Genomic DNA, 25,887 nt, shown 5'->3' with positions numbered 1-25,887 from the left:
GAGAGATCCTCAAATGCCACAGCTCGGTACTTCCCATATCCTCGATCTGAAAACCGTCAAGGATGCAGCCTCTCGTGCAGCCCGCTCTATCCCGCCTGCCTGGCCGCTGGCCTCAAGCGTGGCCGTCAATCCATTCCTCGGGCAGACAGGAGAGAATCTTGCAGTTGCTGGCGCCCGCCTTGCAAGAGTTGCGGGTCTAGCGGTCACGATGCCCAGGAGTTGGTATCTTGAGAAGATCGCAGCCGGTACGATCTCAGACGAGGACTTGAGGCAAGCTTGGTCTCGCGCGCCAGTGCACCTGAGACCTGTAGATACTTATACCTTGAAAGTGGCCGCACGGGTGGAGACGCCAAAGCCCTCAAGGCTACCGACGATCGCCGACATTGCGGCGCGCACATCTGGTACCGATTGGCCTGGCTTGATGGCAGAGCGCATAGGTGCGTGGGCGGCCGGCTATTTCGACGAGGGACAGGCTCTCTGGTCCGCGCCCCGGCTCAAGAGTGCGTATGCTGCCTGGCGTGCGGTTGCTACCCATGACCTGACCCCCGAAATCGCTGGTCTGGCAGGCTTTGCGCAGCACGTATCCGAAGGGCCTGAGAATGCAAATGACCTGATCGTGGGTGTGGTCAGCCGACTTGGCCTAAACGAAGAGGCTCTGGAAACCTATTTTCACCAGATGCTTTCGACGCTTGGGGGCTGGGCTCAGTATGCGCGCTACAAGCTCTGGCAGGCAGAGCTTGCCGGCCATTCAGATCAGACCGTCACGGACTTACTCGCTATACGCTTGGTATGGGAAGAAGCTCTCTTTCTTCGGTATTCCGCTGATATCATGGACGAATGGCATCTCGTATGTACAGCCCACGCTGAGCCGGTAGAGGCTTGTTCAGAAACAGTTCTGGATGCGATCCTGCAAGAGGCTGCCGAGCGTTCTGCACAGAGGGCCCTCGGGCATGTGCTCGCGCAGACTTTAACTACAAGCGCTGGTCGTCCTTCCCTGCAGGCGGCCTTTTGCATCGACGTCCGGTCCGAGGTCTTCCGGCGCGCCTTGGAGGGCCTGTCTCCAAACATCCAGACGATTGGATTTGCTGGGTTTTTCGGTTTGACTACGTCCCACCGTCGCTTCGCATCGGACGTTGACGAACTGCACTTGCCGGTATTGCTCAATCCGGGTTTGCATTCAAGGTCAGGCGGCACAGCTGTCGCCCAGGCAGATCAAAAGGCCAGGGTGCAAGCGAGGGCGACGCGCGCGTGGGGTCGCTTCAAACTTGCTGCCGTCTCGTCGTTCGCGTTCGTCGAGGCCGCTGGACCCGTCTACATCGGGAAACTCATCAAAGATGCATTGGGCATTCGCACGGGCGTTTCACAAAGCGAGCCGCCTCCTTACCTCGACCCGGCGCTTGATCTCCCGACCCGGATAAAAATAGCTGAAGGCGTGCTACGAGCCATGTCTATGACAGGTGGGTTTGCGCGGCTTTTCATTGTTGCTGGGCACGGCGCCAACGTTGTCAACAACCCCCATGCCAGCAGCCTGCATTGCGGCGCCTGCGGGGGATATTCAGGAGAAGTGAATGCTCGGCTATTGGCTACCCTCCTAAACGATTACGAGGTGCGAGCAGGTCTGCAACTCGCCGGCATCAGCATTCCTGACGACACGCTGTTTGTTGCGGCGCTGCACGATACCACTACAGATCACGTGACGCTTTACGTCGACGATGTTTCGATCGCTGACCACACCAAGGATATCGAGCGTGCGGGGTCCTGGCTTGCCGCCGCGGGCAGGATTGCTCGAACGGAAAGGGCGCTGCGTTTGCCCAGAGCAAAAGGCGACATGTCCATTGCGGGCCGGAGTCGGAACTGGGCCGAAACCCGTCCGGAATGGGCGCTTGCCGGATGTCAATCTTTCATAGCCGCACCGCGTTCGAGAACTGCCGGAAAGAACTTGGAAGGTAGAACCTTCTTGCATAACTACGACTGGAAACTGGACAAGGAATTTGGTGTTCTTGAGCTTATATTGACCGCGCCGGTCGTAGTGGCGAGCTGGATTAGCCTACAATACTACGGCTCGACAGTAGCTCCCGATGCTTTCGGCGGCGGCAATAAACTGCTCCACAACGTCACGGGCGGTATCGGCGTCGTTGAGGGCAACGGGGGTCTGCTGAGGGCAGGGCTTCCATGGCAATCGGTCCACGACGGCGAGCGGCTTGCGCACGACCCGTTGCGGCTGTCGGTATGTATTGAAGCGCCGCGCGAAGCAATTTCAAACGTGCTGTCCCGGCATGATGCCGTGCGAGCTCTGTTCGACAACTCCTGGCTGCATCTGTTCGCTCTCGATGAAGATGGGCAGATGGCTTGGCGCTATGGAGGTGGCCTGCAGTGGATTGCAATGGCAAGTGCTGATGATTTTGCATCGCCTCCTCAGTTGCAGGAAGTGCTGTAAAGGCCTCAGGTACAAAAACGTCAGCGGGAATGGTCTGTCACCCAAAACGGCTAGCCATGCTGACATCAATGCATGGAAAGGAACGGGTTATCGCCCCGGTTCTCCGAGATGAAATGGGACTGATTTTGGAGGTTTGTACTGCGGTAGATACTGACAAATTCGGCACATTCAGTCACGAGATCAAGCGGACTGGCTCGCAGCTCGAAGCGGCCCGACTAAAGATTGCCGAAGGATTTCGGCATAGACCTGATGCGAAGGTGGGTGTCGCGAGCGAAGGAAGCTTCCGGCCGCATCCCACAGTCCCATTCTTGGCGATGGGACGGGAGATCGTCCTCTTGGTTGACCGCGAGAGTAGCACCGAGCTGACTGGCATCGATGTCAGTGTTGCGGCTAACTTCCGGCACATTATTGCAAGCAGCACAGAGGTGGCCCGTTCTTTCGCGAGTAGCGTCGGATTTCCCAAACAAGGGCTAATCGTCCTTGGCTGTGACCTGAGCCCCAAGTTCCCTCCGGCTTTGAGGAGAGTCCTTGGTTGATGTTTTGGCCCTATGCGGCCTGCTTTTCCAGTGCCAGTTGCGTGGCGAACTCGTTGGGCGTGAGATTGCCCAGCGAGGAGTGTGGTCGCTGGGTGTTATAGTCCTCCTTCCATGCGCTGATCCGGTCCCGAGCCTCAGCCAGTGACGAGAACAGCGTCTCGTTGAGACATTCATCGCGGAAGCTGCCGTTGAAGCTCTCGATGAGGCCGTTCTGCATGGGCTTGCCGGGAGCGATGTAGTGCCAGTCGATCTGGCGGTCCTGGGTCCAGCGCAGGATCGCCATGCTGGTGAACTCGGTGCCGTTGTCGCTGACCACCGTCAGGGGCCGACCGCGGCGAGCAATGATGGTATCGAGCTCGCGCACCACACGCCTACCCGAGAGCGCGGTATCGGCGACCAGAGCCAGGCACTCGCGCGTATGATTGTCGACGACGGCCAGCACCCGGAAGCGGCGACCATCGGTGAAGGCATCGGAGACGAAGTCGAGGCTCCAGCGCTGGTTCGGCTGGTCCGGCACGATCATCGGGCGCCTCGTGCCCAAGGCCCGTTTGCGACCGCCGCGCTTGCGCACCTGCAGTCTCTCCTCGCCATAGAGCCGCCTGAGCTTCTTGATGTTCATGTCGATGCCCTGCCGCTGCAGCATCACGTGGATGCGGCGGTAGCCGAACCGCCGGCGTTGTGACGCGACTGCCTTCATCGCCTCACGCAGTTCCCGATCGTCCGGCCGCAGGCTGCGATACCTGACACTCGATCGGTCAACTTCGAGAGCTTCACACGCCCGCCGCTGGCTCACGCCATGCACCAGGCAGGCATGGGCCACCGCATCCCGCTTCGCGTCGGGCGTCACCATTTTTTTGCAGCGACATCCTTGAGGATGGCGTTGTCCAGCATTGCCTCGGCCAGAAGCTTCTTGAGCCGAGTGTTCTCGTCCTCGAGTGCCTTCAGCCGACGGGCATCGGACACTTCCAGGCCACCATACTTGGCCTTCCACTTGTAGAAGGTGGCACTGCCGATCCCATGCTTGCGGCACAGGTCGGCCGTCCCCAGCCCGGCCTCCTGTTCCTTCAAGATCGCAATGATCTGCTCTTCGTTGAACCTGCTGCGCTTCATCCGTCCGCCCCCTAATGCGGCGGACTCTACCAAAATCTGGAGGAGATCCAGGGGCTCAGGTCAGCTGTAGGGACAACCAGCCCGCTCCAGACCTTCTCATGGACAAACAAGCAACCGAACTGTCGCGTCTTGAAGCGTCGGTTATGGACGCTGTTCGCGCTTGCGGCGCCGCCTTCATTCAAACGGACATGCGGGCCCATCGGAACCCCATACGCATGCTCGCAATAGAGCGGGCAACGCGGGATCTCGCGCGACGATTTCACAGCCATTGCCCTCGGTGTGACGAGCGCGGCTTTGATATCACCGACATCATATCTGGCTTGCCCTGCTCGTGGTGCGGTCGGCCCACGCATGCGACAATGGCAAAGGTCTTCTCATGCCCCTCTTGTGGGTACAGTGAGCATCGAGCAGTTGCGACACACCTTACAGCAGACCCCAGCCAATGCAACAACTGCAATCCATGATCACTCAACAACATGGCGGCGTATATAAAATGAGCGGATCTAACAAATCGTCTTTCGGTGTCGATGCCGAGATCGCGCTGAAAGAACAGATGGATTTCGTACTTGCTCATCCAGACATGAGCACATGGCTGAAAACGGCCTTGAGAGACGCTCTCGATCGTGACCCCATTGAGGTCCTGAACGATTTAGAAATCCTCGTTCTGCTTTTACGCAAGCGATGCTTGTTCTTGATGGAAGATAAAACCCCACCGGAACTGTGAGCGCCCTTGCCACAGCAGGGGCAGTGCGGTGTCACCAATTGCTTCATAGGTCTGGTCCGAAAGAAGCCAAGACCGTCACCCGGTAGCAGATTCGTAAAAGTACATCCTAACAAAGGCGGTAAAACGGTCATTCTTTGTGCGCGACTAAGTGTCACATCTGGTGCCTTTCAACAGGGATCATCACTTCATTGCGTCGCATGAACCAAAGCGTCCAAGGCGGGTCGTAGCGAGCGAGGGACGTCGCGCCAAGCGGGCTCAGATTGCGCTGCCGCACGATATTCTCAAGTTCTTTTGTATGTCGAGCGACTGCATCATCGCCGGCGAGCCCTGAGAATCTCAAGACCGCCATGCGAACCGGCGGTACCGTCTTGATGACCACACGTTGGTCATTGGGTATCGGTAACTCTTCGATAGATAGTCGGCTTGGCATTGTGAACCTGACAGTCCACCGTCCCTGTTCTCCCAGCAGATTGACCGGCGCAGTCATGGCGATCTTGCTCCCGGTTGCGGCAGACTGCCCCACCGGGACGGTCATGGCGATACTGCGTTTACCCGAGTTCCCCCCAAAGATGTAACCAGCAAGCAAACGAAACCCCTCACTGGAAGCAGATCGTCGGTCTCCTCCCACAATGGTTTCAGCGACGATGAGACTTGGGTAGTCACGCAACTCAAAGGCCCGGTCCCTCGAGACGAGAGAAAACTTAGGTTCTTCGGTAGCCATTCTTCTTCGCCTCGAATTGTGCCTCTTCCAGCCTGCGGGCTGATGATAGTTGCTGACCTTCAGCAGAGCTTCCTGGACGTCGAAGTTCGACGCTACCTCATACCTGTGTCGCGAACAGAACCAGCCAATCCGGCATCAATTGCACCAGACTTGCTTCCAGCATGCGATCAAGACCGGTAATCGCAAAAAGCCCCACGATGACAAGGACGCCTCCTAGAGCGATACGGCCTATGCGTGCCGACTGGCGGGTGATCGCCTTGTTGCGACTTGTCAGCCGTCCCAGCAGGAAGCCCGCAAGTAGGAGAGATAGTGCCGACCCTAGGGCGAAAACGCCCATGGTCAGCATCGCCAGCGGCAATGTGCCGGTTCCAGCTGCCAAGACGAGCGCTGCCCCAAGCGTTGGTCCAACGCATGGCCCCCATAGCAGGGCTAGAAGAGCGCCAAGTCCAGCCTGTCCAAGCAATCCGGTCTGAGGGATAGCCGCAGATAAGCGGTGTCCGAGTTGCACGACCGGGGCCAGGAGCCGCTCGCCTCCGTGTGATATCACTGGCAACACCATCGCGAGGCCGAGGACTATCATGATCAAGGACGATGCAACGCGAAGTGCGAGATTATCGCCCAATTCAGCCCCAGCCGATGCGATCAACCCGCCTGCAACTCCGAAAGTCAGAGCCAGCCCTAGCGCCAGAGCAAAGGGCCCACGCGGGTCTTTTGCAGCCGCTCCGGCCACCACAATCGGCGCAAGCGGGAGCACGCAGGGATTGAGGATGGTCAGCAAGCCTGCAAGGAACGCCAGCCCTATGCTGAGCATGCTATTCTACAGTCTCAAGCACACCCAGCACCGCACTCGTGCTCGTACCCCAGGACATCTTCGACACTTCCGCTCCGCCCTTGTAGGCGATCAGAGTTGAGCGCGGCACCCCAAGGGTTTTTACTGCATCCTTCTGCTTGTCATAGTCGACGCGATAGAAGGCGACGCCGTCAAAGCTGGCGTCAGTCGACAAGCGCTCGAGAATGGTCTGCTGCGCCCGGCATTGCAGGCACCAAGGTGCAAACACATGCACTACTACGGGTTTGCCTGAGGCGATTACCTTCTGCACGGCGGAAGCATCATATGCCTTGAATTCAAAGGCACCCGCCGATGACGCCCACGTCAGCGCCAGCATTACTCCCGCAGCAAAGCCCGTCAATTTTTTGGTCATTATCGGTCTCCGAACACCCTTGTGCCTGCCAAGAGCTACGGCAATGTGCCCCAGATAGTTTCAGAGAGTCATGGACCTACCAGGGGACGGTCTCCCCCTTCCAGTCGAAGAAGCCGCCATTTCCCTCTGGCCCCAGCGCATCGATCACCGAGAGCAGGTGGCCGGCCGCCACCGCAGGGCTATGGAACTCAAGTCCGGCCGACGCGAATGGCGCTGACAGTCCCGTCGCCACCGTACCCGGGTGCAGAGCCACGCAGATTGCCTCGGGGCATCACCGCCTCAGTTCGATCGAGGCCGTTCGTACCAGTTGATTGAGCGCGGCCTTGGATGACCTGTAAGCGTACCAGCCCCCCCAGCAGCAATTTTGCCGCACACCAAGTGCAGCTTAGCAATGTTCGACGACATGATAAGAGTCCTCAATCGATTGTTGGTGACGGCTACCTAGCTGCGGCGCGGGTTGGTTTCGGCCGAGCGCCAACCAGCAGCCAAATCGCGAACGCCAGTTCGGCAATCAGCGGTATGAGGTAGGCAATGGTCATAACCGTCGGCTGATCGCCGGTCACGACGGCAAATGCGCTCCCTGAAAGATAGACCAGGCCCGATGCGGCAATTCCCAACCCGACTAGGCGGGGTGCAATGCCCGAACCTATGATCAGCCAGGCCGTCAACAGGCAGTTGATCCCGAAGAAGATGAGGCCGAGATCATAGCCTTGCCCCTGCAAGTCGAGCAATGCTTGCACCGCCCAGGCGAGATTGTCGGCCCCGAAAGCCTCGGCAAAGTGCTCCCCGCGCAACAGCACCATCGCGGCCGCCTGAAAGAGGAGGTTTGTGGCAAGCACGATGGCTTGCGTCAGTCGCAGGATCATCGCGGTCAGCGCCACACGCGGCGCAACCTGGCGAAACAGCAGGTAGAGAAGGATACCCACCGTTGACTGGAACCGCGCCCGAGCCTTTCTGGTCACGGCCGAGGAGGGCTCGTTGTCGGCCGCCGCGCGCGCTGGGCATGGCGCACCCGACGCATGGCCGTCAGGTCGAGGCCCTGCAGGAGGAACTGGGCGTGGTTCTCTTCGAGCGCACCGGCCGTGGGCTGGAGTTCACACCCAGCGGCCTGGACCTGCTCGAGCATGTGCGCACCATGGGCGAAGCGGCAGGGCGTTTTTCGCTCGGCGCATCAGGACGGGCACAGGCGCTCGAAGGCACAATCGCCATCACCGCCAGCGAGATCGACGCAGCCTATCTGCTGCCCCCCATCATCGAGAAGTTGCGCCGCACCGCCACGGGCCTGACCGTGGACCTAATCGCAAAGAACTCCGCCGCCGACCTGCGCCGCAGAGAAGCCGACATTGCCATCCGCAATTTCCGTCCCGACCAGCCAGAACTGATCGCCCGCAAGATCAAGGACGTTGCTGCGCGGCTCTATGTATCGGAGGCCTATATCGAACGTTTCGGCAAGCCGCTGAGCGCGGAAACAGTCGCCGAGGCCGACTTCATCAGCCTGTGGTCGCCTGACACCTACCTGTCTGCACTGGCGGGGCGGGCCTGCCAGTCGACCGCAGCAACCTGACCATCCTGGCAGACAGCCACTTGGTCCATTGGGAACTGCTCAAGGCTGGCCTGAGCATTGGCATGGTCCCAGAGTTGCTGGGCGAAGCCACCCCTGGTATCGTCCGCGCCTTGGAGGGCGCCTACCCACCCTTTCAATTCGCCATCTGGCTCACCACGCATCGCGAGCACAATACCCCCGGGCATGTCCGCATGGTGTCCGACTTCCTCGCTAAGGAACTCGGCAGCATCTAGCGCATGCTCAACTCTGCCCCTACCGCCCGACGAGGTTGAACGACTTTTATCCGCCCGCAAACCCGGTTACCGTTGGCCAAAGCCCTTTCGAGACCGCAGGCCGAACATGGACAAGCTTTCGGTGATGAATGCCTTCCGACGGATCGTGGAGCGTGGAAGCTTTGTGGGCGCAGCCAGCGATCTCGGGGTATCTCCCGGCCTGCTCAGCAAGGAAATCAAGCTGCTTGAGAAAAGCCTGGGTTGCACTCTGGTGACGCGAACCACCCGCAGCATGTCACTCACGGAGGCCGGGCGAGATTACTACGAGAAGTCCGTGACCATACTGTCGGCCATAAACACGCTCGAAAATGACATCCGGGCGAGCGCCAGTTCGCTGATCGGCCAACTCAAGATCAACGCTCCGCATTCCTTCGGACAATTGGTCATCGCGCCTATGCTGCCTCGCTTCCTGCAGGATCATCCTGACCTCGAGGTCAACTTGTCCCTGGATGATCGGATTCTCGACATGATCGAGGGTGGATTCGACATCTCCATCCGTATTCGACCCGCTTTACCAGACTCTTCGCTGGTGATTCGGCGATTGGGACAGCTCAAGCAGGCAATCTTTGCCTCGTCCACTTATCTCAAACGTTTCGGGACGCCGGCTAGGCCGGAAGATATTGCCGCTCACACGGTGATCGGGTTCACTCTGGCCGGTCATCAGAGCGAGTGGCAATTGCATGGGCCAGGCGAGCCAAGAAAGCTTGCCCTGCATCCGCGCATCAAAGTTGGTAGCAGCGTCGTTCTGCGCGATCTGCTGATTGCAGGCTGCGGCATCGGGACACTTCCAGACTTCATATCTCGTGAGCCCGAGATCGATGGGCGTCTCGAGCGCGTCTTGCCCGAATACGAGTTGCCATCGCCCGAGGTCTTTGCCGTCACCGCGTCGCATATGGGATCCGACCCCAGGGCCAAGGCCTTTGTTGCCCATCTTCAGGATGCGCTTAACGACCTCTATTCCTGACGTGGCGTGAACAGTGTTTTGAGCGCCGGGTGATTACTCGGGCGCCCAAGTTCAGGGATGTTGCTGGCAGCTTTAAACCTTGCCAGAGGCATCCAAATGACCCGCATTCTTGTCGCCTACTATTCCAGCTATGGCCATGTTCGCGCTTTGGCGCAGGCAGAGGCCGAAGGCGCGCAGAGCGTCCCAGGGACAATCGTAGACCTGCGCCGTATTCCTGAAACGGTTCCTGCGGCCGTCCGCGAGAAGTCCGGATATATTGTTGACGAAACGCCACTGGTCAGTCCGGGCGACCTCGCCAACTACGACGGCATCATCCTTGGAACCCCGACACGCTTCGGCATGATGGCGGGGCAGATGAAGCAGTTTCTTGACCAGGCGGGCGGTTTGTGGGCGCGCAATGCCCTGGTGGGCAAGGTTGGTGCAGTCTTCGCCTCGACCGGTTCGCAACACGGTGGCCACGAAAACACGATTCTGTCGGCACATGTTCCGCTCATGCACTTCGGCATGATCATTGTCGGACTGCCTTACTCATTTGCGGGGCAGACGCATGGTGACCACGTCATAGGGGGCTCCCCATACGGCGCAGGGACGATTGCAGGCGTCGATGGCTCGCTTCATCCGACTGAAATCGATCTCGCTGGCGCCCGTTTCCAGGGTGCTCACGTTGCCCGGGTTGCAGGGCGGCTTGCACAAGAAGATTGGGTACAGGACGCGGCCTGAAACGCACTGACCCGATCCTGCACCATCCGGCATTGGAACCTAGAAATGGCACGGATATCAGACATTTTCCTGACTGCCCTGGCACCGGCTGTATGGGGCAGCACCCATATTGTGACCACCGAGGCTCTCCCGGGTGGTCACCCTCTGACCCTGGCTGCGCTCCGAGCTCTGCCCGCGGGAATCCTGCTCCTGGCGCTCACCCGCAGTTTTCCACCCCTTGCCCTTATGGGACGCATCCTGGTCCTTGGCTTCCTGAACTTCGGGCTTTTCTGGACCATGCTGTTCATCGCCGCAGACCGGCTGCCAGGCGGTGTGGCGGCAACCCTGGGTGCCGTCCAGGCACTCATGGTAGTCATTTTGGCTCGCGCCTGGCTGGGCACGCCCATTTTGGGCGGCGCCGTATTTGCAGCGCTTGCTGGTGTGGTCGGGGTCGCACTCCTGCTACTGGGACCAACCGCTGCGCTTGATCCGGTGGGCATTCTGGCCGGCGTGCTAGGGGCGGCATCAATGGCTGCGGGCACGGTGCTGAGTCGGAAATGGGCTCCGCCGGTTTCCCCTCTAAGGTTCACGGCCTGGCAATTGACTGCCGGCGGTCTGGTGCTGCTGCCTGTTGCCATAGTTGTTGAGCCAGCACTGCCATCCTTGTCTGGCACCAACTGGTTGGCCCTTGCCTGGCTCGGCCTGATAGGGGCGGCTGCAACATATGGCCTTTGGTTTCGCGGGCTGGCCCGGCTGGAACCGGCAGCCGTCTCCATGCTGGGCATGGTCAGCCCGCTTGTTGCCGTTGCCCTAGGGTGGTTGTGGCTGCACCAGTCACTGACGCCATTGCAGATCCTTGGCGGCGCTATCGTTCTGGCTTCCGTCTGGGCCGGACAAATCAATAATCGTCGACCGCGAGGCGAAATCAGCACTGCGCAGATCTTGCTACCTTCCGAAAACCATTGGGGACCGCATAAGTTTCTGGCCTCCAAGCTTGGTCGTCTTGCCGACCGCCGCCGAAAGCGCATTGCGACCGTCGACCTCTGTGCTCTTTCGGAACACCGACTGAATGATCTTGGACTCTCGCACTCAGATCTCGTTTGTCCAGCGCCAACGGTGAATTGCCAAGCAGGCTACAATTGATCCTCGCCCAGGCCCCCGTTGTTTGTAACGACTGCGACCCGTCACCAGGAGAACAAAATGGAAGACATAACCGCCGCTCGGTTCGGCATCATCCTCAAGACAGAGAACTTCGCCGGATGCATTGAATTCTATCGAGACGTGCTTTCGTTGAAATTATGGTACCAGAAGCAAGATCTGTTCTGCTTCCATTTCGGTGCCGACAGTTACCTATTGGTGGAGCAGGGCGGCGTGGGGTCGAGTCTTCGAAAGGGCACGGAGAGCAATCCGGTCGTCTTGCGGTTTGATGTAGCCGATGTTGATCGTGCAGCCGATCGAGTTGCAGAGTTCGGGATCGAAGTCGAGGTTCTGAGGTTCGACTGGGGTACGATCGCCATCTTTTCGGACCCGGACGGCAATCCCTGCGAGTTCAAGAATGCTGACGATCCGTACTTCGAACTGCCCTAACTTATGGCACGGTTTGCACGCGCAAACCCACATGCCGAACAATCCGGCATACGCCCCCATCTCGGTCATTGCGGCGGTAGCGGTGCCCAGAAGTGGACATCCCTCTAGCCACGCAGGTTGGCCCCTTTGCGCCAAAGCGGACATTATCGCTCCAGCGCCGGTGCCAACTCGGTGGAAAAGCACTCGGCTGTGCCGCTGAGGGATGCGACGGAGTGGTAGACGCTGCCGTTGTCGCCGACGCCTACCTGAGGATAGTCAGGCGTATCGCTTCTGATGCCTCACGGCACCTATCAGTAGCAGCGAAAGGCAGAAGGCCGTTTCGGTGAGCATCGGAATGACGTATGCGGCGGAGAACACGTCATAGGCATCCGGCGCAAGGAAGTGCAGCGCGCTGCCAACGAGGTACACGGCCCCGGCCAGGGCGACGCCGATGCCTATGGCCTTGTGCACGATGCGGGAGCGCCAGATCAGGTAGCCGGTCATCAGACTGTTGATGCCGAAGAAGACGAGCCCGAAATCGTATCCGTGCGCGTGCAGGTTGAGGAACAGGACCCCGAGCGCGTCCACCTGTCCCGGCGCCAGGCCGGCGATGTCCTGGCCGCCGGAGATCAGCAGCCACGCCGCCTGCATGTACATCAGGTTGGCGCCGATCAGCACCGACTGGATGAGCCGGAAGATCATCGCGGCGAGCGCCAGCGTCGGTGCGAACGGCTTGAACAGGACGTAGAGCAGGATGGCGAGGCCCGCGTCGGCGATGGCCATCACCAGGTCGGCGGCGATCGACAGGCGATAGGCGCCGGCCGCACCGAGGATTGCTTCCGTCGTGCCACTGGCGTTGGCGAGATCGACGAGCGGGCCGCGCAGCGCGACTTGCGAACCGATGCCGAAGGTGATGATGATCAGGTACAGCAGGCCGGCATAGCGGGCCGTCGATGTCTCTGTGCGGGTGAGTTGGGCGGTCATGGTGGGAACTCCTTGTGTTGTGCCGCGCGCCATCAGGCGGCAGCGCGTTCGGCGGTCTGTGCGTGGATGCGGGCTGACACCGAAATGCGGCTCACGATGGCGGGGGCCTCGTGGATGAGGCTGTCGTCAGTCAGGGCGTTGACCATGAACAGGGCGAAGTCGGTCCGCCGGGTCATGTTCGAACTGAGGAGCGGGTCGCCGACATGCGGCGCCCAGATCGGCAGGCCCTCGCTTTCGCCTTCCTCGAGGTCCGAGGCGCGCACGAGCGTCCAGTTCGCCTCGGAGGCGAAGATCAGCCGTGCGGCGCGCTTGTGGTCCTCGAAGTCGGCCATGCGCGTCAGCTTGGCGATCCGTCCGAACAACCAGTTCGTCAGACGCTGCCGCAGTGAGTAGCGATCGCTGTCGTCGCGGCGCATGTGCCAGCCGCCCGAAAAGACCAGTCGCGTCCCCGGCGCTGCGTGACCCAGCACGGCGAGCGCTGTGCGGGTGGCCATGCCATTCGTGCCCCAGGGTACGAGAACCGTCAGCACCCCGTCGCAGCCCTTGACGGCTTCGGCAATCACCTGCGGATTGCTGGTGTCGCCGGCAACGATGGTGATCCGGTCGCCGAACCGTTCGAGCTTGGCAGTGCTTTCGGGGCGGCAGACCCCGACCACCTCGTATCCGAGGTCGAGGGCGTGGGCCGCCATGTACTGGCCGAGCTTGCCCGAAATGCCGATGATGGCGATGCGTGTCATGGATTTGTCCTCTGCTGGATGGTTGCCGCGCCGGGCGGTCGGGCCCGGCGCGCTCGGGCTCAATCGTCGAGAAAGCTGATGATCGCCTCGGCGAACTCGGGCATGACCGGCGTCGACAGGTGGTCCGCGCCGGGCACGATCGTGATCGTTACTGTCGGCAGCGCCTCTGCGAGGGCCTCGACATTGGCGCGCTCGGGATCGGCCTCCCCGCTGATGCCCAGCACCGGCACCGCGACGCCAGCCAGGGCCGGGGCCTCGATCGAGATGATCTCGGGCAGTCCGCCGGCAACCGCTGCCAGCGGCGCAGCCGCCTGGGCGGGGTCGATGCCGTGCGTCCCGAGCAGGTCCATCATCGCCGCCGCTGCTTCGGGCGGCTGTTCCTGGTCGGGTGGCGCCATCGCCGCCATGAACTCGCCGAACGAGCCGGACTCGGCAAGAGCATCCGCGATTAAGCCATAGCTCTGCGCTTCCGCTTCGCCGGACCAGCCCGAGCCGCCGGCAACGACCGACAGCACGCGGTCGCCATGTTCGGCAGCGAGAGCCAGTGCCATCTCGGCCCCCATCGAGTAGCCGACGACGTGGGCGGCCTCGACGCCGCGCGCATCCATCAGGCGGAGGACGTCGTCGACGAGTTCGCGCCCATAGGCCGACGGGTCCGTCGGCTTGCCGCTCTGGCCGTGGCCGCGCGCGTCGAAGGCAATGGTGCGGAAACCGTCGAGCGGCAGCAGCCCGACGGCCGGCCACATGTCGGACGAACCGGCGAAGCCGTGGAGGAAGATGACAGTCTCGCCGGTACCTTCATCGATGAAGTGGATCGGCACCCCGTTGGAGTCGAACCGGCCGGTCTCGGCAAGCGCGACGGAGCTCATCAGGGACAGCGACAGGGCGATTGCCGCGGCTCGGTAGGTCGAGCGGACGCGCAGCGCGTGATTGTTGGTGGCCGGGGTGTGGTGGGGGGCAGGCATGGTGGTCTCCCTTGGTTGATTGATGACCAAGGGATAGGCCGGCAGGTGTCCCCCGGTATTTGCCGAGACCGCCAGGCTTTTGAGCGAGCCTGCCAAAACCGCCTTCGGCTCAGGTCAGGGCGGCCTGTTTCCGGTAGGCGCCAGGGGACAGTCCCGCCCAGCGCTTGAAGGCACGGGTGAAGCTGCTCTGTTCGGAAAAGCCGGTGAGAAAGGCCACCTCGGCGATCGAGAACGCGCTCTCCGACAGCAGGTTCTCGGCCAGCGACTTCTGCGTCTTCTCGAGCACGCCCTGATAGGTCAGGCGTGACTCCGAGAGCCGGCGATAGAGCGTCCGCTCGCTCATACCCACGGCCCGCGCCACCGCGGCGGCACTGGGGATGCCATTGCTGAGGGCATTGGACAAATGCTCGGCGAGCAGGCGCTCGAACGTCGCTTCAGCGTCCGGCAGCTTACCGAGCTCGGCTTCGAGGTGTTCGGTCAGAAAGCGCGAGACCGCTGGATCCCCGAGGCGGGTCGGCAGGTCGAGCATGGCCGTTTCGATGGCGATGGTGTTTCGATCGGCCCCGAAACGCACGGGACAGCCGAAGAAGGTCTCGTAGCGCCCCACTTCGCCGGTGCCGGCGTGCCGGAAGGCCACATACTCGTAGCGGAGGTCCGGCCCGACGAACTTCTTGAAGATGTGGCCAAAGCCGCAAATGGCGCATTCGTTGCGCAGGTCGAGCGCCGGATGGGGCTCGCTCTGTTGATGCAACGTGAAGAGGCTCGGCTCCTGCCCGTCGTCCAGGCGGTAGGCCACCGTGTCAGTCAGCAGGCGAAAATAGCGCTCGGCTCGTTGCAGTGAATCGCGAAGCCTGGGCGCCGTCTTCATGGCAAGCCCCAGGGCGCCGAGATTGTCGATGTTGACCGCACGGGCGTAGGCGAAGGGCAGCCCGGTCCTGTCTGGGGTGGTCTGTTGCACCCATTCGACCAGATCGAAATAGTCCTCGTGCGACAGCTTGCCGTTGGTCGCCGTGACCCGACGTACGACCTGGTCCTCCTTGAGCAGCCGACCATCGGTCGCCAGCGTCAAACCTGCCGCGCTTGCCAGTGCCTGCGCGAATGTCGGCGTTACCGTCCCCATGGCGCCGCAGTATGGTTTGACACCATTGGCCCTGGCAACCCGGTGCGCCGGTTGGCGGCTGGAAGTCACCCACAGGCGGTTGTCATCGGGGCCGCTATCGCTAAGCTGCGCGACGATGAGAGCCGTTCACTGCACACGCTATGGTCCACCCGATGTGCTGACGCTACCGAGAACCGGCGCAAGCGGGTGCGCGTGCTGTTCCAGCTGGCCGGCGAACCGGTCGAAGACCTCGACTACCTCAAGCAGCAGATTGCCGGAGCGCTCAAGGTCGTCATCGATCGCAGCTCTCGGCTCGAGCAGGCCGTCGCGGCGCCGCGCCACGTCGAAAGCGGCGCCAATACCGGCATCGTCGTCCTCGACGTCAGCGGCGAGGCGAACGCGCGACCGGCGTAGCCCCTGCGCCCGGCGCCTGGTGCGACAGCTCGGCGGCGAGGAAGTCGAACACGTAGCGCACCCGGCGCGAGGTATTGAGCTCGCGGTACGTGGTCAGCCACATCGGAAAGACGATGGGTTTCGCAACCCCGTCGAGCACCCGTTCCACCCCCGGTTCGGCGTCGCCCAACCGATCGGGAATGACGGATATGCCCACGCCCAGCTTGACCAGTTCCCAGTGTATCGCGGAACTTGAGCTGATCACCTTCAGGTTGGCCCGGGACACGTCGAGCCCGATGCGCTCGTTAAGGCTCTGCAGGAACGTCTCCGGCGGCTCGTAGCCGATGAAGTCGGCGCTGTTGATCTTCGCGATATCGATGGGCCGCCCGAGCCGATCGTGAAACTCCGTAGAGGCGTAGAGCCGGGCCGAGTTCTCCCGGATCTTCTTGGCGATCAGTTCCGGTTCGGTCGGACGAAAGCTGCGAATGGCGATGTCCGCCTCGCGGCGTCTCAGGTCCGACGCCGCGTTGGAGGCGACGACCTCAACCTCGATGCCGGGCGCTTCCCGTCGCAGTCTGGCGACGATCGCCGGCAGCAGCGTCAAGGTCTCGATTTCGCTGGCACTGATGCGGATATTGCCCTCGATGGTCTGCGCCTGCCCCGAGGCGGTGAGCGACACGCCGCTCGCCGCCTCGCCCATGCGACGGACCTGGTCGAGCAACTCGAGACCGGAAGGCGTCAGAACCAACCCCCGCCCGGCACGCTCGAACAGCACGACGCCGAGCTCTTCCTCCAGCGCATCGACCTGACGCCCGAGCGTCGGCTGGGTCATGCCGAGCGCCCGCGCCGCCGCCGAGAGCGAGCCCTCCTCCGCGGTGACGAGAAACGCCCGCGCCCGGTTCCAGTTAAATCTTACGCTGCGCCAATCCATGCGAAAACGCATATCAAATGGAGGGATTCAGTTAATTTCTCTTTGGACGCGCTGTGCCTAGAACGCCTCCGTCAACAACAGCAAGCGCAGATCGAAGGGACTGAAGACATGAAGGCCGCAGTCAACACCGCATACGGACCAGCAGAAAAAGTCGTGCACATCGAAGAAGTCGCGCGCCCGGAGATCAAGGACAATGAAGTCCTCGTGAAGGTCTATGCCACCTCGGTTTCGACCGGAGCCTGGCGGATGGTCGAAATGAACGCCGGCGGCGTTCTACAGATTGCCGCCCGGATGATCTTCGGCTTCTTCAGGCCCCGCAACCCCATCCAGGGTGAGAGCTTTTCCGGTCGCGTCGTGGCGATCGGCGCTTCGGTCACGCGCTTCCGGCTGGGCGACGAGGTGTTTGGCGTCGTCGGGGCCGGCGCACACGCCGAGTATATCGCTGTCGCCGAGGACAAGACCATCGTCGTCAAGCCCGCCGCACTGGGTTACGACGAAGCGGCGGCATTGCCCTTTGGCGGCCTGTCGGCGCTGGTCTTTCTCCGCGACTTTGCGAAGATCCGGCCCGGCCAGAAAGTCTTGGTCACCGGCGCATCGGGCGGCGTCGGCGTCTTCGCCGTGCAGATCGCCAGGCACCTTGGCGCCGAGGTCACCGGGCTGACGAGCACCGACAACGTCGCGTTCGTGAAGTCGCTCGGGGCCGACCACGTCATCGACTACAAGCGGGTCGATTTCACCCGCGGCGGCGAGACCTATGATGTTATCCTCGATACCGCGGGTGTGTCGACCTTTCGGAAGGCCGCGCGCGTCCTTGCTCCGGGCGGCCAGTTCGTGCCGCTCGAGTTCGGCGTGCCCGAAATCCTGGGCTCGATGCGTTCCGATCGGCAGGGCCGCAGGATCGTCATCGGCGTCAACGGCGACGCCGCAGCCGACCTCGAAATCCTCGTCGACCTCGCAGCCCGCGGCGTAGTGCGCCCTGTGATCGACAGCATCGAGCCGCTGGCGAACATCGTCGATGCCTACCGCCGCGTGGCCGGGCGCCACAAGGTCGGCGCCGTCATCATCGACGTCGACATGCCGGCCGCTGTCCTCGCCGCCGCCTAGCTCACTCACCACCACAGTAACCCGCGCCGGCCGCGACCGCGCCGCGCTCCCGCACGTCCAGGAATCCAGTCCGATGAACCGCTCCGAAACAGCCACGACCCGCTTCAACTGGGCCCGCTCCGCCGGTCTCGCCTATCTTGGCGTGGCCTTCCTCGCCGGCTTCGCCGAGTTCTCCGTCCGCACTGGCATGGTCGTCCCCGGCGATGCCGCTGCGACCATGGCCAAAATCGCCGCCGACCAGACGACCTACGCCCTCGCCGGCACCGCCGACCTCTTCGTGCTGCTGCTTGACGCGTTTCTCGGCCTGGCCTTCTGGGTCCTGCTCAAGCCGGTCGACAGGAACCTTGCCCTGCTAGCCCTCTTCCTCAACCTGCTGCGTCTGCCGTGGATGGGCGCCAACGTCGTCTATCACTTCGGCGTGCTGCTGCTGGTGAATGGAGCCCTCCCCTCCTTCGCGCCCGAACAAGTGCAGGACCTCGTCCAGTTGCTGCTCAACCTGCATGCCTACGGCTACACCGCGAACGGCATCTTCTTCGGCGCCTGGTGCTTCACCATCGGCCTGCTGTTTTACCGCTCGGGCTTCATGCCGAAGCTGCTCGGCATCGTCATGATGCTGGCGCTCGTCGGCTACTGGACGGACCTCTTCGTGGTCTTCCTCGCCCCCGAACTCGAGCCGACCATCTCGCCGCTGGCCGTGATGCCCGCCGCCCTCGCCGAAATCGCCACCTGCCTGTGGCTGACCATCATGGGCGGCCGGGTACACCGGGGTTTCAATGCGATGCAGGGTCGCGTTGCCGCTGCCTGAGGCCAGAGACCCGCCTCACAGACGCAACCGCGCTGCCACCCATGGTGCAGAGCTGTATTGCTTCTAGGCGGTCAGCACTGCCGCGCCTGCCAGCACCAGCATGAGCGTGGTCGTCGGCCCCCACAGCCGCCGCTCTGCAGCCGAAGGAGTGATCCAGTTGAGGATGGTGGACACGGCCTGCAGCGCCACCGCTGCCCAACCCGTCCAGGTCGGCCAACTCGGCCACATGCCCGCCGCGGACACGATGGCCAGCGCCATGGCGGCGATGAGCAATCCCGAGATGCCAGCGGCAACCCGCCCCCGAACAGGCAGCGCCCCCTCGGTACCACCTCCCTGCGTCAGCCGTCCCCAAGGCGCGCCGGCAATCAGCGCAACCTGAAACACAACGACGCCTGCACAGGTTAGTGCGAAGGCCAGAGCGCTGAGCGCGGAGAGGGTCATGGCTGGCTCCTGTCGTTCAATGCTGCACGCCGTGGTTGGCGACTCCGAGGGGCAATTGCCCAGCTGGCATCAACCTCGACAACGTTGTTTGTTGCCCAATCCAGAACATGCAATTCTTCGCGGTCACACGGACGTTGCGCCCAAGACCATCGATGTCCAGGTCAGGGTTTGTGGCCGACGGCCGCTCCTGCAATCAGGTCGCCGGTGTCCGGGCGACCCAGAGTAGCCCAGACATCAACAGGGCAGCCGAAGCAACGCAAGCAAACGTCCGCACGGTATTCCAAAAGGTCCAGCGCGGGAGGTAGGTATCGGTCCAGTAGCGGCCCGTTTCCTCGGACGACAATTCCATTCTTGCGAGCGCATTGTTCATTGGTACATTGAATACGACGGTCACACCGAAACAGCCGATGACGTAGACGGCACCGGCGGCGACAAACATGGCGGCTGCTGGTCCTTCAAGCGCAATCGCCGCATAGCCGCCGATGAGAAACGACCCGGCTGCCATGCCCAAGAACAGCGTCATGAAGACCCAGCGAAAGACTTCGCGGTTGATGACCTGCATTGCCTCTATGCCGCCGACACTGCGAGTACGCGACAAGGAGCGCATGATGAAGTCGGAAAACGCGAGAAAGACACCTCCAACGAGGGCATAGGCGAGGACACCAATCGACATAAGAAAGAGTGGGATGGGTGACACGGGGGCCTCCTTTGGCTCACTGGTTGCAGGGTCCAGAGTAGCCAGAAAACTGAACCCGTCTTGACCGTAGTCGCCATGTCTTTGACCGATGCTGCCACTAAGCCGGAGCGGTCTGGACAAATTTGGTTTGCAGTAGGGCACCCGAATTGGAAAACCAATACTTAACCCGACTGGCCGATCGTACACTGGCAGCAGACCGGGACAACGAAACTCTCGTGAACGAACAGATACTCGACACTCTTGCCAACGTCGGCGTGACCCTCGCCGCGTTCTCGGGCATGGCTGGTGCCTTCAGGGCCCGCGGTCAGGACAAGTGGTCTCCTGCCGAGTTCCGAGTGCTCTGGTTTCTCATCCTCGACGGTTTTCTGGTCGTCTTCTTTGCCCTGCTACCCATTCCTTTGGTTCTGGCGCAGATGTCACCGGAAATCGTTTGGGCGGTTTGCAGTGCTCTACTGGGTACCTGGTTCCTGCTCGGTGCGGTACTCGCTTGGGTAGGAAACCGCCGGGACCACCTCGCCGGTCGGACCGTCAGAGTTCCAGTGATCACCCCGATCATCAATTGGGTTATCGCACTGACGCCACTCGTGGGCGTGGTTCTCTGGCTCAGTGTCTGGGATATCGTCCCTCGCGGGCAAGCCATCTTTGTGGCGGGGCTGATCACGCTGCTCGTGGTTGCGGCAGTTGAGTTCTTGTTCTTCATCGGGATTTCTGCGTTCGGAACCGTCCCGAACTCACCCGGAGACAAGGTCTAGCGGCAGCCGCCAAGCAGGGCGGCCTGGCAGTTCACCTTCAAAGCGCCAAGCTATGCCATGCCCGAGCTGACCGCCTTGGTTTACCGGTCGCCCTGTTCTTCGCGCGTCGATGGTCAGATGGCTCATTTGCGGTCGCCGGCACTGCCGATTTAGATTTGTCAGAGGATGCGAACGTCCGGTTCGGGCCAAAACCGGCCGCGACGCCACTCCGCCGTCACCTATCGCGACAATGGCTTCAGGAACTGCTCGGTATAGGCAAGCGCAACAAAGTCGTCTTTGGTTGCGGGTCCGTGCTCGACGCTGCCAAGGGCCTTCTCGATCCTGCCGTGCAACAGCAACGTCGCAAGGCCATGGGCGAGCGACCAATTCCGGATCGCCGCGATGCGCGACCCCTGACTGTCAGGTTCCGAATGCGCCTGCAATCGGACGAGGGCCTGGCGCCGGGCAGTGTGCAGCGGCGCGTCCTCGGCGTCCAGCACATCATCCCTCCACATCAGATCGAACAGTCGCGGCGCGGAGACGGCGAAAGCCACATACGCGCCGACCAGCACCGATGACTCCGATGCGCCACCCCGCGCCTTCAGCTCGGCGTCCAGTCGCTCGATCAACTGCTCGAAGCCGCGTGCCGCAAGCGCGCTGAGCAAGCCCTTGAGTGAACCAAAATGATGTATTGCCGCGCCCCCCGACACGCCAGTGTCGCGGGCACAGGCGCGGATGCTCACCGCTTCCAATCCGGCGCTCCCCAGTCGCGACTGCGCGGCATCAAGAAGGGCACGGCGGAGGTCGCCGTGATGGTAGGGACGACTTTTGGCTTCTTGCGACAAAGCTGCCACTCCTGTAATCTAAACACTGTTTAGATAAGCGAAAGTGTCACGGTGTCAAACTCTCTCACACTGCCCACTCGCCTTTTTCACGTCGCTGGCATGATCTCGGCATTTGCCGGTCGGCCCGTCTCGAAATGGTCGCCACGTCCCGCTCTGCCTCCTCTGCCCGTTCCCAAGGCTTACGCGATGGGAAACGGAATCACTCTCTGGCATATGCCGGTCGGACTGGTGCGGATTCGTGAGCGGCATCGCGCACTGCCCGGCGATCTGGCCGATGTCGAAGACGATTTCCGTTTCCCGGTAATGATGTCGGACCGCCGCATTACAGGCTGGCTCGACTGCACCGCCTGGCTCATCGAGCATCCCGAACGCCGCATTCTGGTCGACACCGGCGAGAGCGCAGCGTTTGGCACACCGGAATACTTTGGCGGCGCGGCCCGAGGCATGGGGCGGATCTACCCCAAGATCATCGATGGCACCGCCGCTGCGGGCAATGACCTGCCGGCAGTGATCGCGCGCACCGGGCACGATCTTTCCGGGATTGACCTTTGCGTCCTGACCCATACCCATTCCGATCACGTCGGCAACCTCGATGCGCTGCCGGCATCGACGCGCCTGCTCGTCTCGCCCGAGGAACTTGTGCCGGCCGCCCGATCGGGCCGCTTGCTCGACAAGCTGCCCACAGATGGCCGCGTCCAGCGCACCCAGCGATCCTTGGCCCACCCCGTTTTCGGTACCGTCATGCCGCTGACGCAAAGCATGGATGTCTATGTGGTTGCGACGCCCGGCCATACAGGTGGGCACCAGAGTGTTGTCATAGATTTGGGCGACCGCCGCATCATTCTCGCCGGCGACAGTGCATTCGATGACCAGCAGGTCCGACTGGGCACCATCCCCGGGATCGTCGAGGACCGCAATGCGACGTTAAGCACCTACGCCCTGCTGCAACGGGCGGCTGCCGAGAGACCGACGCTTCCACTCTTTACGCACGATCCCGCCAACAGGCAGAAGCTAGAGGCGTTCGTCTCTGCCGCTCGGCTTTAACTGGGCCGTGGTTGGGTCGCTTGGCACGAGGAAAAGAATCCTTCAGAAGTCTGGATGTGCCCGAGCGGCCTCTTGGTGGCCTCGAATGGAATGATGTCTTCAGCTGGTATGAACTCCAGCTCCGGGATGCGCTATTCTGTGGACTGCCTGCTGGCGGGACGGTCGCCGCAACCCGATTTTCGTGTCGGCGCCCGTGTTCAGGATGCTGTCGACGTAGCCTATGCCTCCTCTCTGGAGGGAAGGCGGATCCAGCTGTGACTACCTCGCCTTGGCCTGCCGCCCCCAGCTCGCCGCTGCTATCGCAGCACCTTGGATAGTTGTCTCGGGGTGAGAACACAGCCCGTATCTGGGAGTCGAAGACGCATTGGAACTGGCGGAGCACACCGAAGCTTGACGACCAGTGGCCCCACAGCAGGTGAGGCCACACGAGAAAACTCCGGCGGCTCACGATCAGACTTTCGGGCGAAATCGGTCTGCATGTGTTGCTCTCTATTCCTACGGGCCCCTGAACGGATGAATGGTACGACGTGTGAGCGCCAAAACGTCACTAGTAGAACATTGGTTGGGGTTTCAACCTGGCGCTGATGAGAAACTCCCGAATGGTAGAAACAGTGGCTTTCGGGTTGTCCCAGACGACATCATGACCCGCCTCGGGGATAACTGCGAGGTCTGAGTCCGCGAACAGGGCAGCGTGGCGTTCCTGAAGAGCGGCGCCGGTCCAGTCGTTGCAGGCGCCGGCCAAAAACAGGATGGGGCCCTTGAACGCCGACCCTTTGGCGATGCGGGTAATGTCGGCGTCCGACATCGCGCGCCAAATCGAACTGGCGAGGGCACCGAACCGCCAGCTCGGTGCAGTGTAACCTTCGCCGCAATGGTAGGGGTTCTCGGGATGGTTCGCGAAAGCCCCGACCATGTGCCCGATCAGAAAGTCATCGCTGGCATGGGCATCCGGCCCGCTGACATGGACGGCGCGAAAGCCGTTCAATACCGAGTGAACCGAATAGGAGAGGCCCGAGGTATACTTCTGGCTCGTGGCCAGCCAACCCGCTTTTCCCTCAGCGTCCAGATAGCCCGGTTCGATCAGGACGGCCCGGTTCACGCGCTCCGGGTGTGCACCAAGATAGGCCGAGGCCAGCATCGCCCCCCATGAATGGCCGATCAGCGCGACGGGCTGGTCTGGGGACGTCAGATCGATGACGCCGTTCAGTTCCTCCAGATAGCCATCGAGCGCCAATTGCTCGGGCGGCACGCGCTCGGAGAGACCCGCACCGCGCTGGTCGTAAAAGACGACGCGATGCGTATCGGACAAGTCGGAAAGCGCCAGCAGGGAGCGAAAATCACCGCCCGCGCCACCATGCAGCACGACGATGGTTTGCGCACCGGGTGGACCGTCCACGATCTGCATGTGCAGCGTGATACCGGCCACCTCCTGCGAAGGCGGGGCGGGGTCCTCGGTAACCAACGCAGCGACAGGATAGTCCCCGCGGGTTCCGACAAACAGGGCGAGGATCAGTCCGATCACGAACGCGAGCGAACCAAGTCCCCTTTTCACAACCGTTCTCATATGGCATCTCCCCTGGCTTTGATCGTCTTCAGAACCTCCAGCATGAAGCTAAACGGGCGTTTCGGCGCGTCGGTCTGGTTGAAGGTCCCGATGAGGAAGATGTCCGCCTCGGGGGCGTAATAGGCAAAGGTGGCACTGGCCCCTGAATGTCCGATCAATTCCGGTGAAGATCGCCAGAGTGTCATCCAGCCGGGCAGCTTGAACCGCATCAAGCCGCCTCCATATTCCATGGAGAAAAACAGCGGTTTCCAGTCTTGAAGGAATGGCATGCTGTCGAGCCGGAACAGGCGTCCCGCAAGAAATGCGCGCAGAAAGACCATCATGTCTTTGGTGTCCGACACTATGCCCCCGTCCGGACCCATGCTTGACAAGAGGAGAGGAGTGTCGAGCTGCATGTCCTTGTGAAAGACCGGGAGCGTTTGCCCGCCGCCGTCTCGGGCCGGGTCGAACAAAGCCGTCTTCGTCAAGCCCAGGGGTGCGCAGATCCTTTCCTGCAAGGCCTTCCCATAGGACTGGCCCGTGACCGCCTCGATGATGGCGCCGAGAAGCTGGAAGTTGGTATCGGCGTAATGTGCCTTGCCGCTGTCGGGCGCGGCTTGCGGGGTTCTCGCCCTGGCCCATGCGAGGACCTCTTGCAGGTGGTAAGCGTAGTCCCTGTTCCGTACCAGATCCTCGGCCACGCCTCCTTCGTAATAGTCGGCGAGGCCGGAGGTCTGGAACAGCAGATGGCGGACGGTCAGTCGCGGGCCATGTGCGACGCCCTTCACCACATGCAGAGCCGAAAGATCAAGACTGGGCAGAAGGCTCTGGACCGACTGATCGTGTGCAATTCGCTCCTCGTCCATCAACTGCCGGATCATCGCTGCGGTGAACATCTTGGAGATGCTGGCGATCGGATACCGTGTGTCCGGCACCGCCGCGCCGGCGCTTCCGGCGAAGTCGATCCGGTCATCTGCAGACTGGACGCGCAGAAGCACGGCGTTCGCCTTGCTCTTTGTCTGCGCGTCAACGACAAGCCGCTGCAGCGCGTCGCGCAAGCCGGTCATGCCGTCCGGACCTTCAGTTCGGGCCTGGGTTTGCCTCGCGCCGCAAGCAGCGCCCAGCCGACCGCGAAGAACCAGACGATCGCGCCGAGACCGAAGACGGCGCCGGCGGCGTCTCCCATGGCCGGGATAACCGTAAGCAGCCCGCTCGCGCCTACGATGACACCAAGCCAGGCCGTCAAGCGGGGCAGAGCGCCGGCAGTGGCGGCGGACAGGCTGACAACGAGGATCCAGGCGCCACCGGCAATCTCATTTCCGCCGCCCAGTCCAAGTTCGACCGAGTGCAAAAGATACCAGCGCTCGGCTGCAGCCACCGGATCGGCCGCGAACAGGTATGCCGCCTGTTCGGCAGCGACGTTGCCCAGCATGCCGGCCCCGAGCACCAGCGCGGCCCAGATCAGACCGAACGCCATAGTCAGCTCGGCGAAGCGCGACGATCGCGCGGTCAGCCTCTCCCGCAGCGCCATCACCAGTACGGCGAGGGCAAAGGCGTTGATGACGTAGATCGTGGTGTTGAACGCGAGCATGACGAGGGGGTTGGCATCGATGAACGCCGTCACGGCCTGCGGGTCGATCTGCGTCGTGCCATAGCCCATCGGGGCCAGAAAGATTGCGAGAAGCGCGAAACCCGTCAGATAAGTCGCGCCGCAGACAAGGGCGGCAATCCCGCCGAGATTTTGATTGGACATGGGGCCGTTCTCCTTTCGTC

General features: G+C 61.8%; 31 protein-coding genes and 1 pseudogene. 15 read left to right on the top strand and 17 right to left on the bottom strand.

Features of this window, described 5'->3' with window-relative positions; all coding sequences use genetic code 11:
• The first annotated feature begins 13 nt into the window (after window positions 1-13).
• Both AC0L4C_RS17990 and AC0L4C_RS17985 read left to right on the top strand, forming a co-directional pair.
• Complete coding sequence (locus tag AC0L4C_RS17990; RefSeq protein ID WP_473401096.1) at window positions 14-2,437, top strand: YbcC family protein; 2,424 nt, start codon at window positions 14-16, stop codon at window positions 2,435-2,437.
• Between the two features lie 29 nt (window positions 2,438-2,466).
• Complete coding sequence (locus tag AC0L4C_RS17985; RefSeq protein WP_473401094.1) at window positions 2,467-2,973, top strand: DUF6671 family protein; 507 nt, start codon at window positions 2,467-2,469, stop codon at window positions 2,971-2,973.
• A gap of 10 nt (window positions 2,974-2,983) precedes the next feature.
• Here the strand turns inward: AC0L4C_RS17985 and AC0L4C_RS17980 are convergent.
• A protein-coding gene (locus AC0L4C_RS17980; protein ID WP_473399812.1) for an IS3 family transposase occupies window positions 2,984-4,083 on the bottom strand; the annotation gives its coding sequence in 2 pieces (ribosomal slippage) (window positions 2,984-3,831 and window positions 3,831-4,083; 1,101 coding nt in all).
• A 14-nt stretch (window positions 4,084-4,097) separates the two neighbouring features.
• On the opposite strand from AC0L4C_RS17980, the gene AC0L4C_RS17975 reads away from it, so the two are divergent.
• Together AC0L4C_RS17975 and AC0L4C_RS17970 are read left to right on the top strand one after the other, a co-directional pair.
• Complete coding sequence (locus AC0L4C_RS17975; RefSeq protein ID WP_473401093.1) at window positions 4,098-4,547, top strand: DUF6671 family protein; 450 nt, start codon at window positions 4,098-4,100, stop codon at window positions 4,545-4,547.
• On the top strand, window positions 4,526-4,807 hold the full coding sequence (locus tag AC0L4C_RS17970; RefSeq protein WP_473401091.1) for a hypothetical protein: 282 nt from the start codon (window positions 4,526-4,528) through the stop codon (window positions 4,805-4,807). The genes AC0L4C_RS17975 and AC0L4C_RS17970 overlap by 22 nt, the downstream gene beginning before the upstream one ends.
• A gap of 151 nt (window positions 4,808-4,958) precedes the next feature.
• On the opposite strand, the gene AC0L4C_RS17965 is transcribed toward AC0L4C_RS17970, so the two are convergent.
• The 5 genes and pseudogenes from AC0L4C_RS17965 to AC0L4C_RS17945 all read right to left on the bottom strand — a co-directional run bounded on the left by AC0L4C_RS17965 (window position 4,959) and on the right by AC0L4C_RS17945 (window position 7,656).
• Window positions 4,959-5,528 carry an SOUL family heme-binding protein gene (locus AC0L4C_RS17965; protein ID WP_473401090.1) on the bottom strand — a complete coding sequence of 190 codons (570 nt, stop codon included), beginning with the start codon at window positions 5,526-5,528 and terminating at the stop codon, window positions 4,959-4,961.
• 97 nt (window positions 5,529-5,625) lie between these two features.
• Entirely contained in the window at window positions 5,626-6,339 is a 714-nt protein-coding gene (locus tag AC0L4C_RS17960) for a cytochrome c biogenesis CcdA family protein (protein ID WP_473401089.1), read from the bottom strand.
• Between the two features lies 1 nt (window position 6,340).
• Window positions 6,341-6,730, bottom strand: coding sequence for a thioredoxin family protein (locus AC0L4C_RS17955; RefSeq protein WP_473401087.1), 390 nt, complete (start codon window positions 6,728-6,730; stop codon window positions 6,341-6,343).
• 76 nt (window positions 6,731-6,806) lie between these two features.
• Window positions 6,807-7,082 (bottom strand): annotated as a pseudogene (locus tag AC0L4C_RS17950) (Rossmann-fold NAD(P)-binding domain-containing protein); the annotation flags it as partial.
• An 85-nt stretch (window positions 7,083-7,167) separates the two neighbouring features.
• Window positions 7,168-7,656, bottom strand: coding sequence for a DUF4386 domain-containing protein (locus AC0L4C_RS17945; RefSeq protein ID WP_473401086.1), 489 nt, complete (start codon window positions 7,654-7,656; stop codon window positions 7,168-7,170).
• 77 nt (window positions 7,657-7,733) lie between these two features.
• Here AC0L4C_RS17945 and AC0L4C_RS17940 point away from each other — a divergent pair, with 77 nt between their 5' ends.
• The 6 genes from AC0L4C_RS17940 (at window position 7,734) to AC0L4C_RS17915 (ending at window position 11,816) form a co-directional block, all read left to right on the top strand.
• On the top strand, window positions 7,734-8,294 hold the full coding sequence (locus AC0L4C_RS17940; protein WP_473401085.1) for a LysR family transcriptional regulator: 561 nt from the start codon (window positions 7,734-7,736) through the stop codon (window positions 8,292-8,294).
• 20 nt (window positions 8,295-8,314) lie between these two features.
• Window positions 8,315-8,527, top strand: a complete 213-nt coding sequence (locus AC0L4C_RS17935) for a hypothetical protein (RefSeq protein ID WP_473401084.1) — start codon at window positions 8,315-8,317, stop codon at window positions 8,525-8,527.
• Between the two features lie 106 nt (window positions 8,528-8,633).
• Window positions 8,634-9,530, top strand: coding sequence for a LysR family transcriptional regulator (locus AC0L4C_RS17930; RefSeq protein WP_473401083.1), 897 nt, complete (start codon window positions 8,634-8,636; stop codon window positions 9,528-9,530).
• Window positions 9,531-9,626: 96 nt separating this feature from the next.
• Entirely contained in the window at window positions 9,627-10,250 is a 624-nt protein-coding gene (wrbA, locus tag AC0L4C_RS17925; RefSeq protein ID WP_473401082.1) for an NAD(P)H:quinone oxidoreductase, read from the top strand.
• Between the two features lie 45 nt (window positions 10,251-10,295).
• Window positions 10,296-11,372 (top strand): EamA family transporter, encoded by a 1,077-nt coding sequence (locus AC0L4C_RS17920; RefSeq protein ID WP_473401081.1) that lies wholly within the window; start codon window positions 10,296-10,298, stop codon window positions 11,370-11,372.
• A 57-nt stretch (window positions 11,373-11,429) separates the two neighbouring features.
• Window positions 11,430-11,816 carry a VOC family protein gene (locus tag AC0L4C_RS17915; protein WP_473401080.1) on the top strand — a complete coding sequence of 129 codons (387 nt, stop codon included), beginning with the start codon at window positions 11,430-11,432 and terminating at the stop codon, window positions 11,814-11,816.
• A 255-nt stretch (window positions 11,817-12,071) separates the two neighbouring features.
• Here the strand turns inward: AC0L4C_RS17915 and AC0L4C_RS17910 are convergent, their stop codons facing one another.
• The 4 genes from AC0L4C_RS17910 to AC0L4C_RS17895 all read right to left on the bottom strand — a co-directional run bounded on the left by AC0L4C_RS17910 (window position 12,072) and on the right by AC0L4C_RS17895 (window position 15,601).
• Complete coding sequence (locus tag AC0L4C_RS17910; RefSeq protein ID WP_473401079.1) at window positions 12,072-12,779, bottom strand: DUF4386 domain-containing protein; 708 nt, start codon at window positions 12,777-12,779, stop codon at window positions 12,072-12,074.
• Window positions 12,780-12,811: 32 nt separating this feature from the next.
• A complete protein-coding gene (locus AC0L4C_RS17905; protein ID WP_473401078.1) occupies window positions 12,812-13,516 on the bottom strand; it encodes an NAD(P)-dependent oxidoreductase in 705 nt (234 codons plus the stop codon).
• A gap of 59 nt (window positions 13,517-13,575) precedes the next feature.
• Window positions 13,576-14,481 carry an alpha/beta fold hydrolase gene (locus AC0L4C_RS17900; RefSeq protein WP_473401077.1) on the bottom strand — a complete coding sequence of 302 codons (906 nt, stop codon included), beginning with the start codon at window positions 14,479-14,481 and terminating at the stop codon, window positions 13,576-13,578.
• 109 nt (window positions 14,482-14,590) lie between these two features.
• Window positions 14,591-15,601 carry a helix-turn-helix domain-containing protein gene (locus AC0L4C_RS17895; RefSeq protein ID WP_473401076.1) on the bottom strand — a complete coding sequence of 337 codons (1,011 nt, stop codon included), beginning with the start codon at window positions 15,599-15,601 and terminating at the stop codon, window positions 14,591-14,593.
• A gap of 51 nt (window positions 15,602-15,652) precedes the next feature.
• Here AC0L4C_RS17895 and AC0L4C_RS17890 point away from each other — a divergent pair, with 51 nt between their 5' ends.
• Window positions 15,653-15,994 (top strand): zinc-binding dehydrogenase, encoded by a 342-nt coding sequence (locus AC0L4C_RS17890; RefSeq protein ID WP_473401075.1) that lies wholly within the window; start codon window positions 15,653-15,655, stop codon window positions 15,992-15,994.
• Here AC0L4C_RS17890 and AC0L4C_RS17885 read toward each other — a convergent pair.
• Entirely contained in the window at window positions 15,963-16,904 is a 942-nt protein-coding gene (locus AC0L4C_RS17885) for a LysR family transcriptional regulator (protein ID WP_473401074.1), read from the bottom strand. The genes AC0L4C_RS17890 and AC0L4C_RS17885 overlap by 32 nt on opposite strands.
• Before the next feature lie 108 nt (window positions 16,905-17,012).
• Here AC0L4C_RS17885 and AC0L4C_RS17880 point away from each other — a divergent pair, with 108 nt between their 5' ends.
• Complete coding sequence (locus AC0L4C_RS17880; RefSeq protein WP_473401073.1) at window positions 17,013-18,008, top strand: NAD(P)-dependent alcohol dehydrogenase; 996 nt, start codon at window positions 17,013-17,015, stop codon at window positions 18,006-18,008.
• Between the two features lie 73 nt (window positions 18,009-18,081).
• Window positions 18,082-18,813, top strand: coding sequence for a DUF4386 domain-containing protein (locus AC0L4C_RS17875; RefSeq protein ID WP_473401072.1), 732 nt, complete (start codon window positions 18,082-18,084; stop codon window positions 18,811-18,813).
• Window positions 18,814-18,876: 63 nt separating this feature from the next.
• Here the strand turns inward: AC0L4C_RS17875 and AC0L4C_RS17870 are convergent, their stop codons facing one another.
• Window positions 18,877-19,254, bottom strand: a complete 378-nt coding sequence (locus tag AC0L4C_RS17870; RefSeq protein WP_473401071.1) for a hypothetical protein — start codon at window positions 19,252-19,254, stop codon at window positions 18,877-18,879.
• A gap of 193 nt (window positions 19,255-19,447) precedes the next feature.
• Window positions 19,448-19,951, bottom strand: a complete 504-nt coding sequence (locus AC0L4C_RS17865; protein WP_473401070.1) for an anthrone oxygenase family protein — start codon at window positions 19,949-19,951, stop codon at window positions 19,448-19,450.
• 146 nt (window positions 19,952-20,097) lie between these two features.
• Here AC0L4C_RS17865 and AC0L4C_RS17860 point away from each other — a divergent pair, with 146 nt between their 5' ends.
• Window positions 20,098-20,703, top strand: coding sequence for a hypothetical protein (locus AC0L4C_RS17860; RefSeq protein ID WP_473401069.1), 606 nt, complete (start codon window positions 20,098-20,100; stop codon window positions 20,701-20,703).
• A gap of 218 nt (window positions 20,704-20,921) precedes the next feature.
• Here AC0L4C_RS17860 and AC0L4C_RS17855 read toward each other — a convergent pair whose 3' ends face one another.
• On the bottom strand, window positions 20,922-21,527 hold the full coding sequence (locus tag AC0L4C_RS17855) for a TetR/AcrR family transcriptional regulator (RefSeq protein WP_473401068.1): 606 nt from the start codon (window positions 21,525-21,527) through the stop codon (window positions 20,922-20,924).
• 99 nt (window positions 21,528-21,626) lie between these two features.
• On the opposite strand from AC0L4C_RS17855, the gene AC0L4C_RS17850 reads away from it, so the two are divergent.
• Window positions 21,627-22,571: an MBL fold metallo-hydrolase gene (locus AC0L4C_RS17850; protein ID WP_473401067.1), complete on the top strand. Its 945-nt coding sequence runs from the start codon at window positions 21,627-21,629 to the stop codon at window positions 22,569-22,571.
• Window positions 22,572-23,118: 547 nt separating this feature from the next.
• On the opposite strand, the gene AC0L4C_RS17845 is transcribed toward AC0L4C_RS17850, so the two are convergent.
• The 3 genes from AC0L4C_RS17845 to AC0L4C_RS17835 are packed head-to-tail and all read right to left on the bottom strand — an operon-like array spanning window position 23,119 to window position 25,867.
• Window positions 23,119-24,135, bottom strand: a complete 1,017-nt coding sequence (locus AC0L4C_RS17845; protein WP_473401066.1) for an alpha/beta fold hydrolase — start codon at window positions 24,133-24,135, stop codon at window positions 23,119-23,121.
• Entirely contained in the window at window positions 24,132-25,181 is a 1,050-nt protein-coding gene (locus AC0L4C_RS17840) for a serine hydrolase domain-containing protein (RefSeq protein WP_473401065.1), read from the bottom strand. Before AC0L4C_RS17840 ends, AC0L4C_RS17845 begins: the two co-directional genes overlap by 4 nt.
• Window positions 25,178-25,867, bottom strand: a complete 690-nt coding sequence (locus AC0L4C_RS17835; RefSeq protein WP_473401064.1) for a DUF4386 family protein — start codon at window positions 25,865-25,867, stop codon at window positions 25,178-25,180. Before AC0L4C_RS17835 ends, AC0L4C_RS17840 begins: the two co-directional genes overlap by 4 nt.
• Between the last annotated feature and the right edge of the window lie 20 nt (window positions 25,868-25,887).

The organism is Devosia sp. J20-27 (assembly GCF_055808595.1).
Note: the sequence above shows the minus strand (reverse complement) of the source record. Positions and strands in the feature narration are given on the sequence as shown.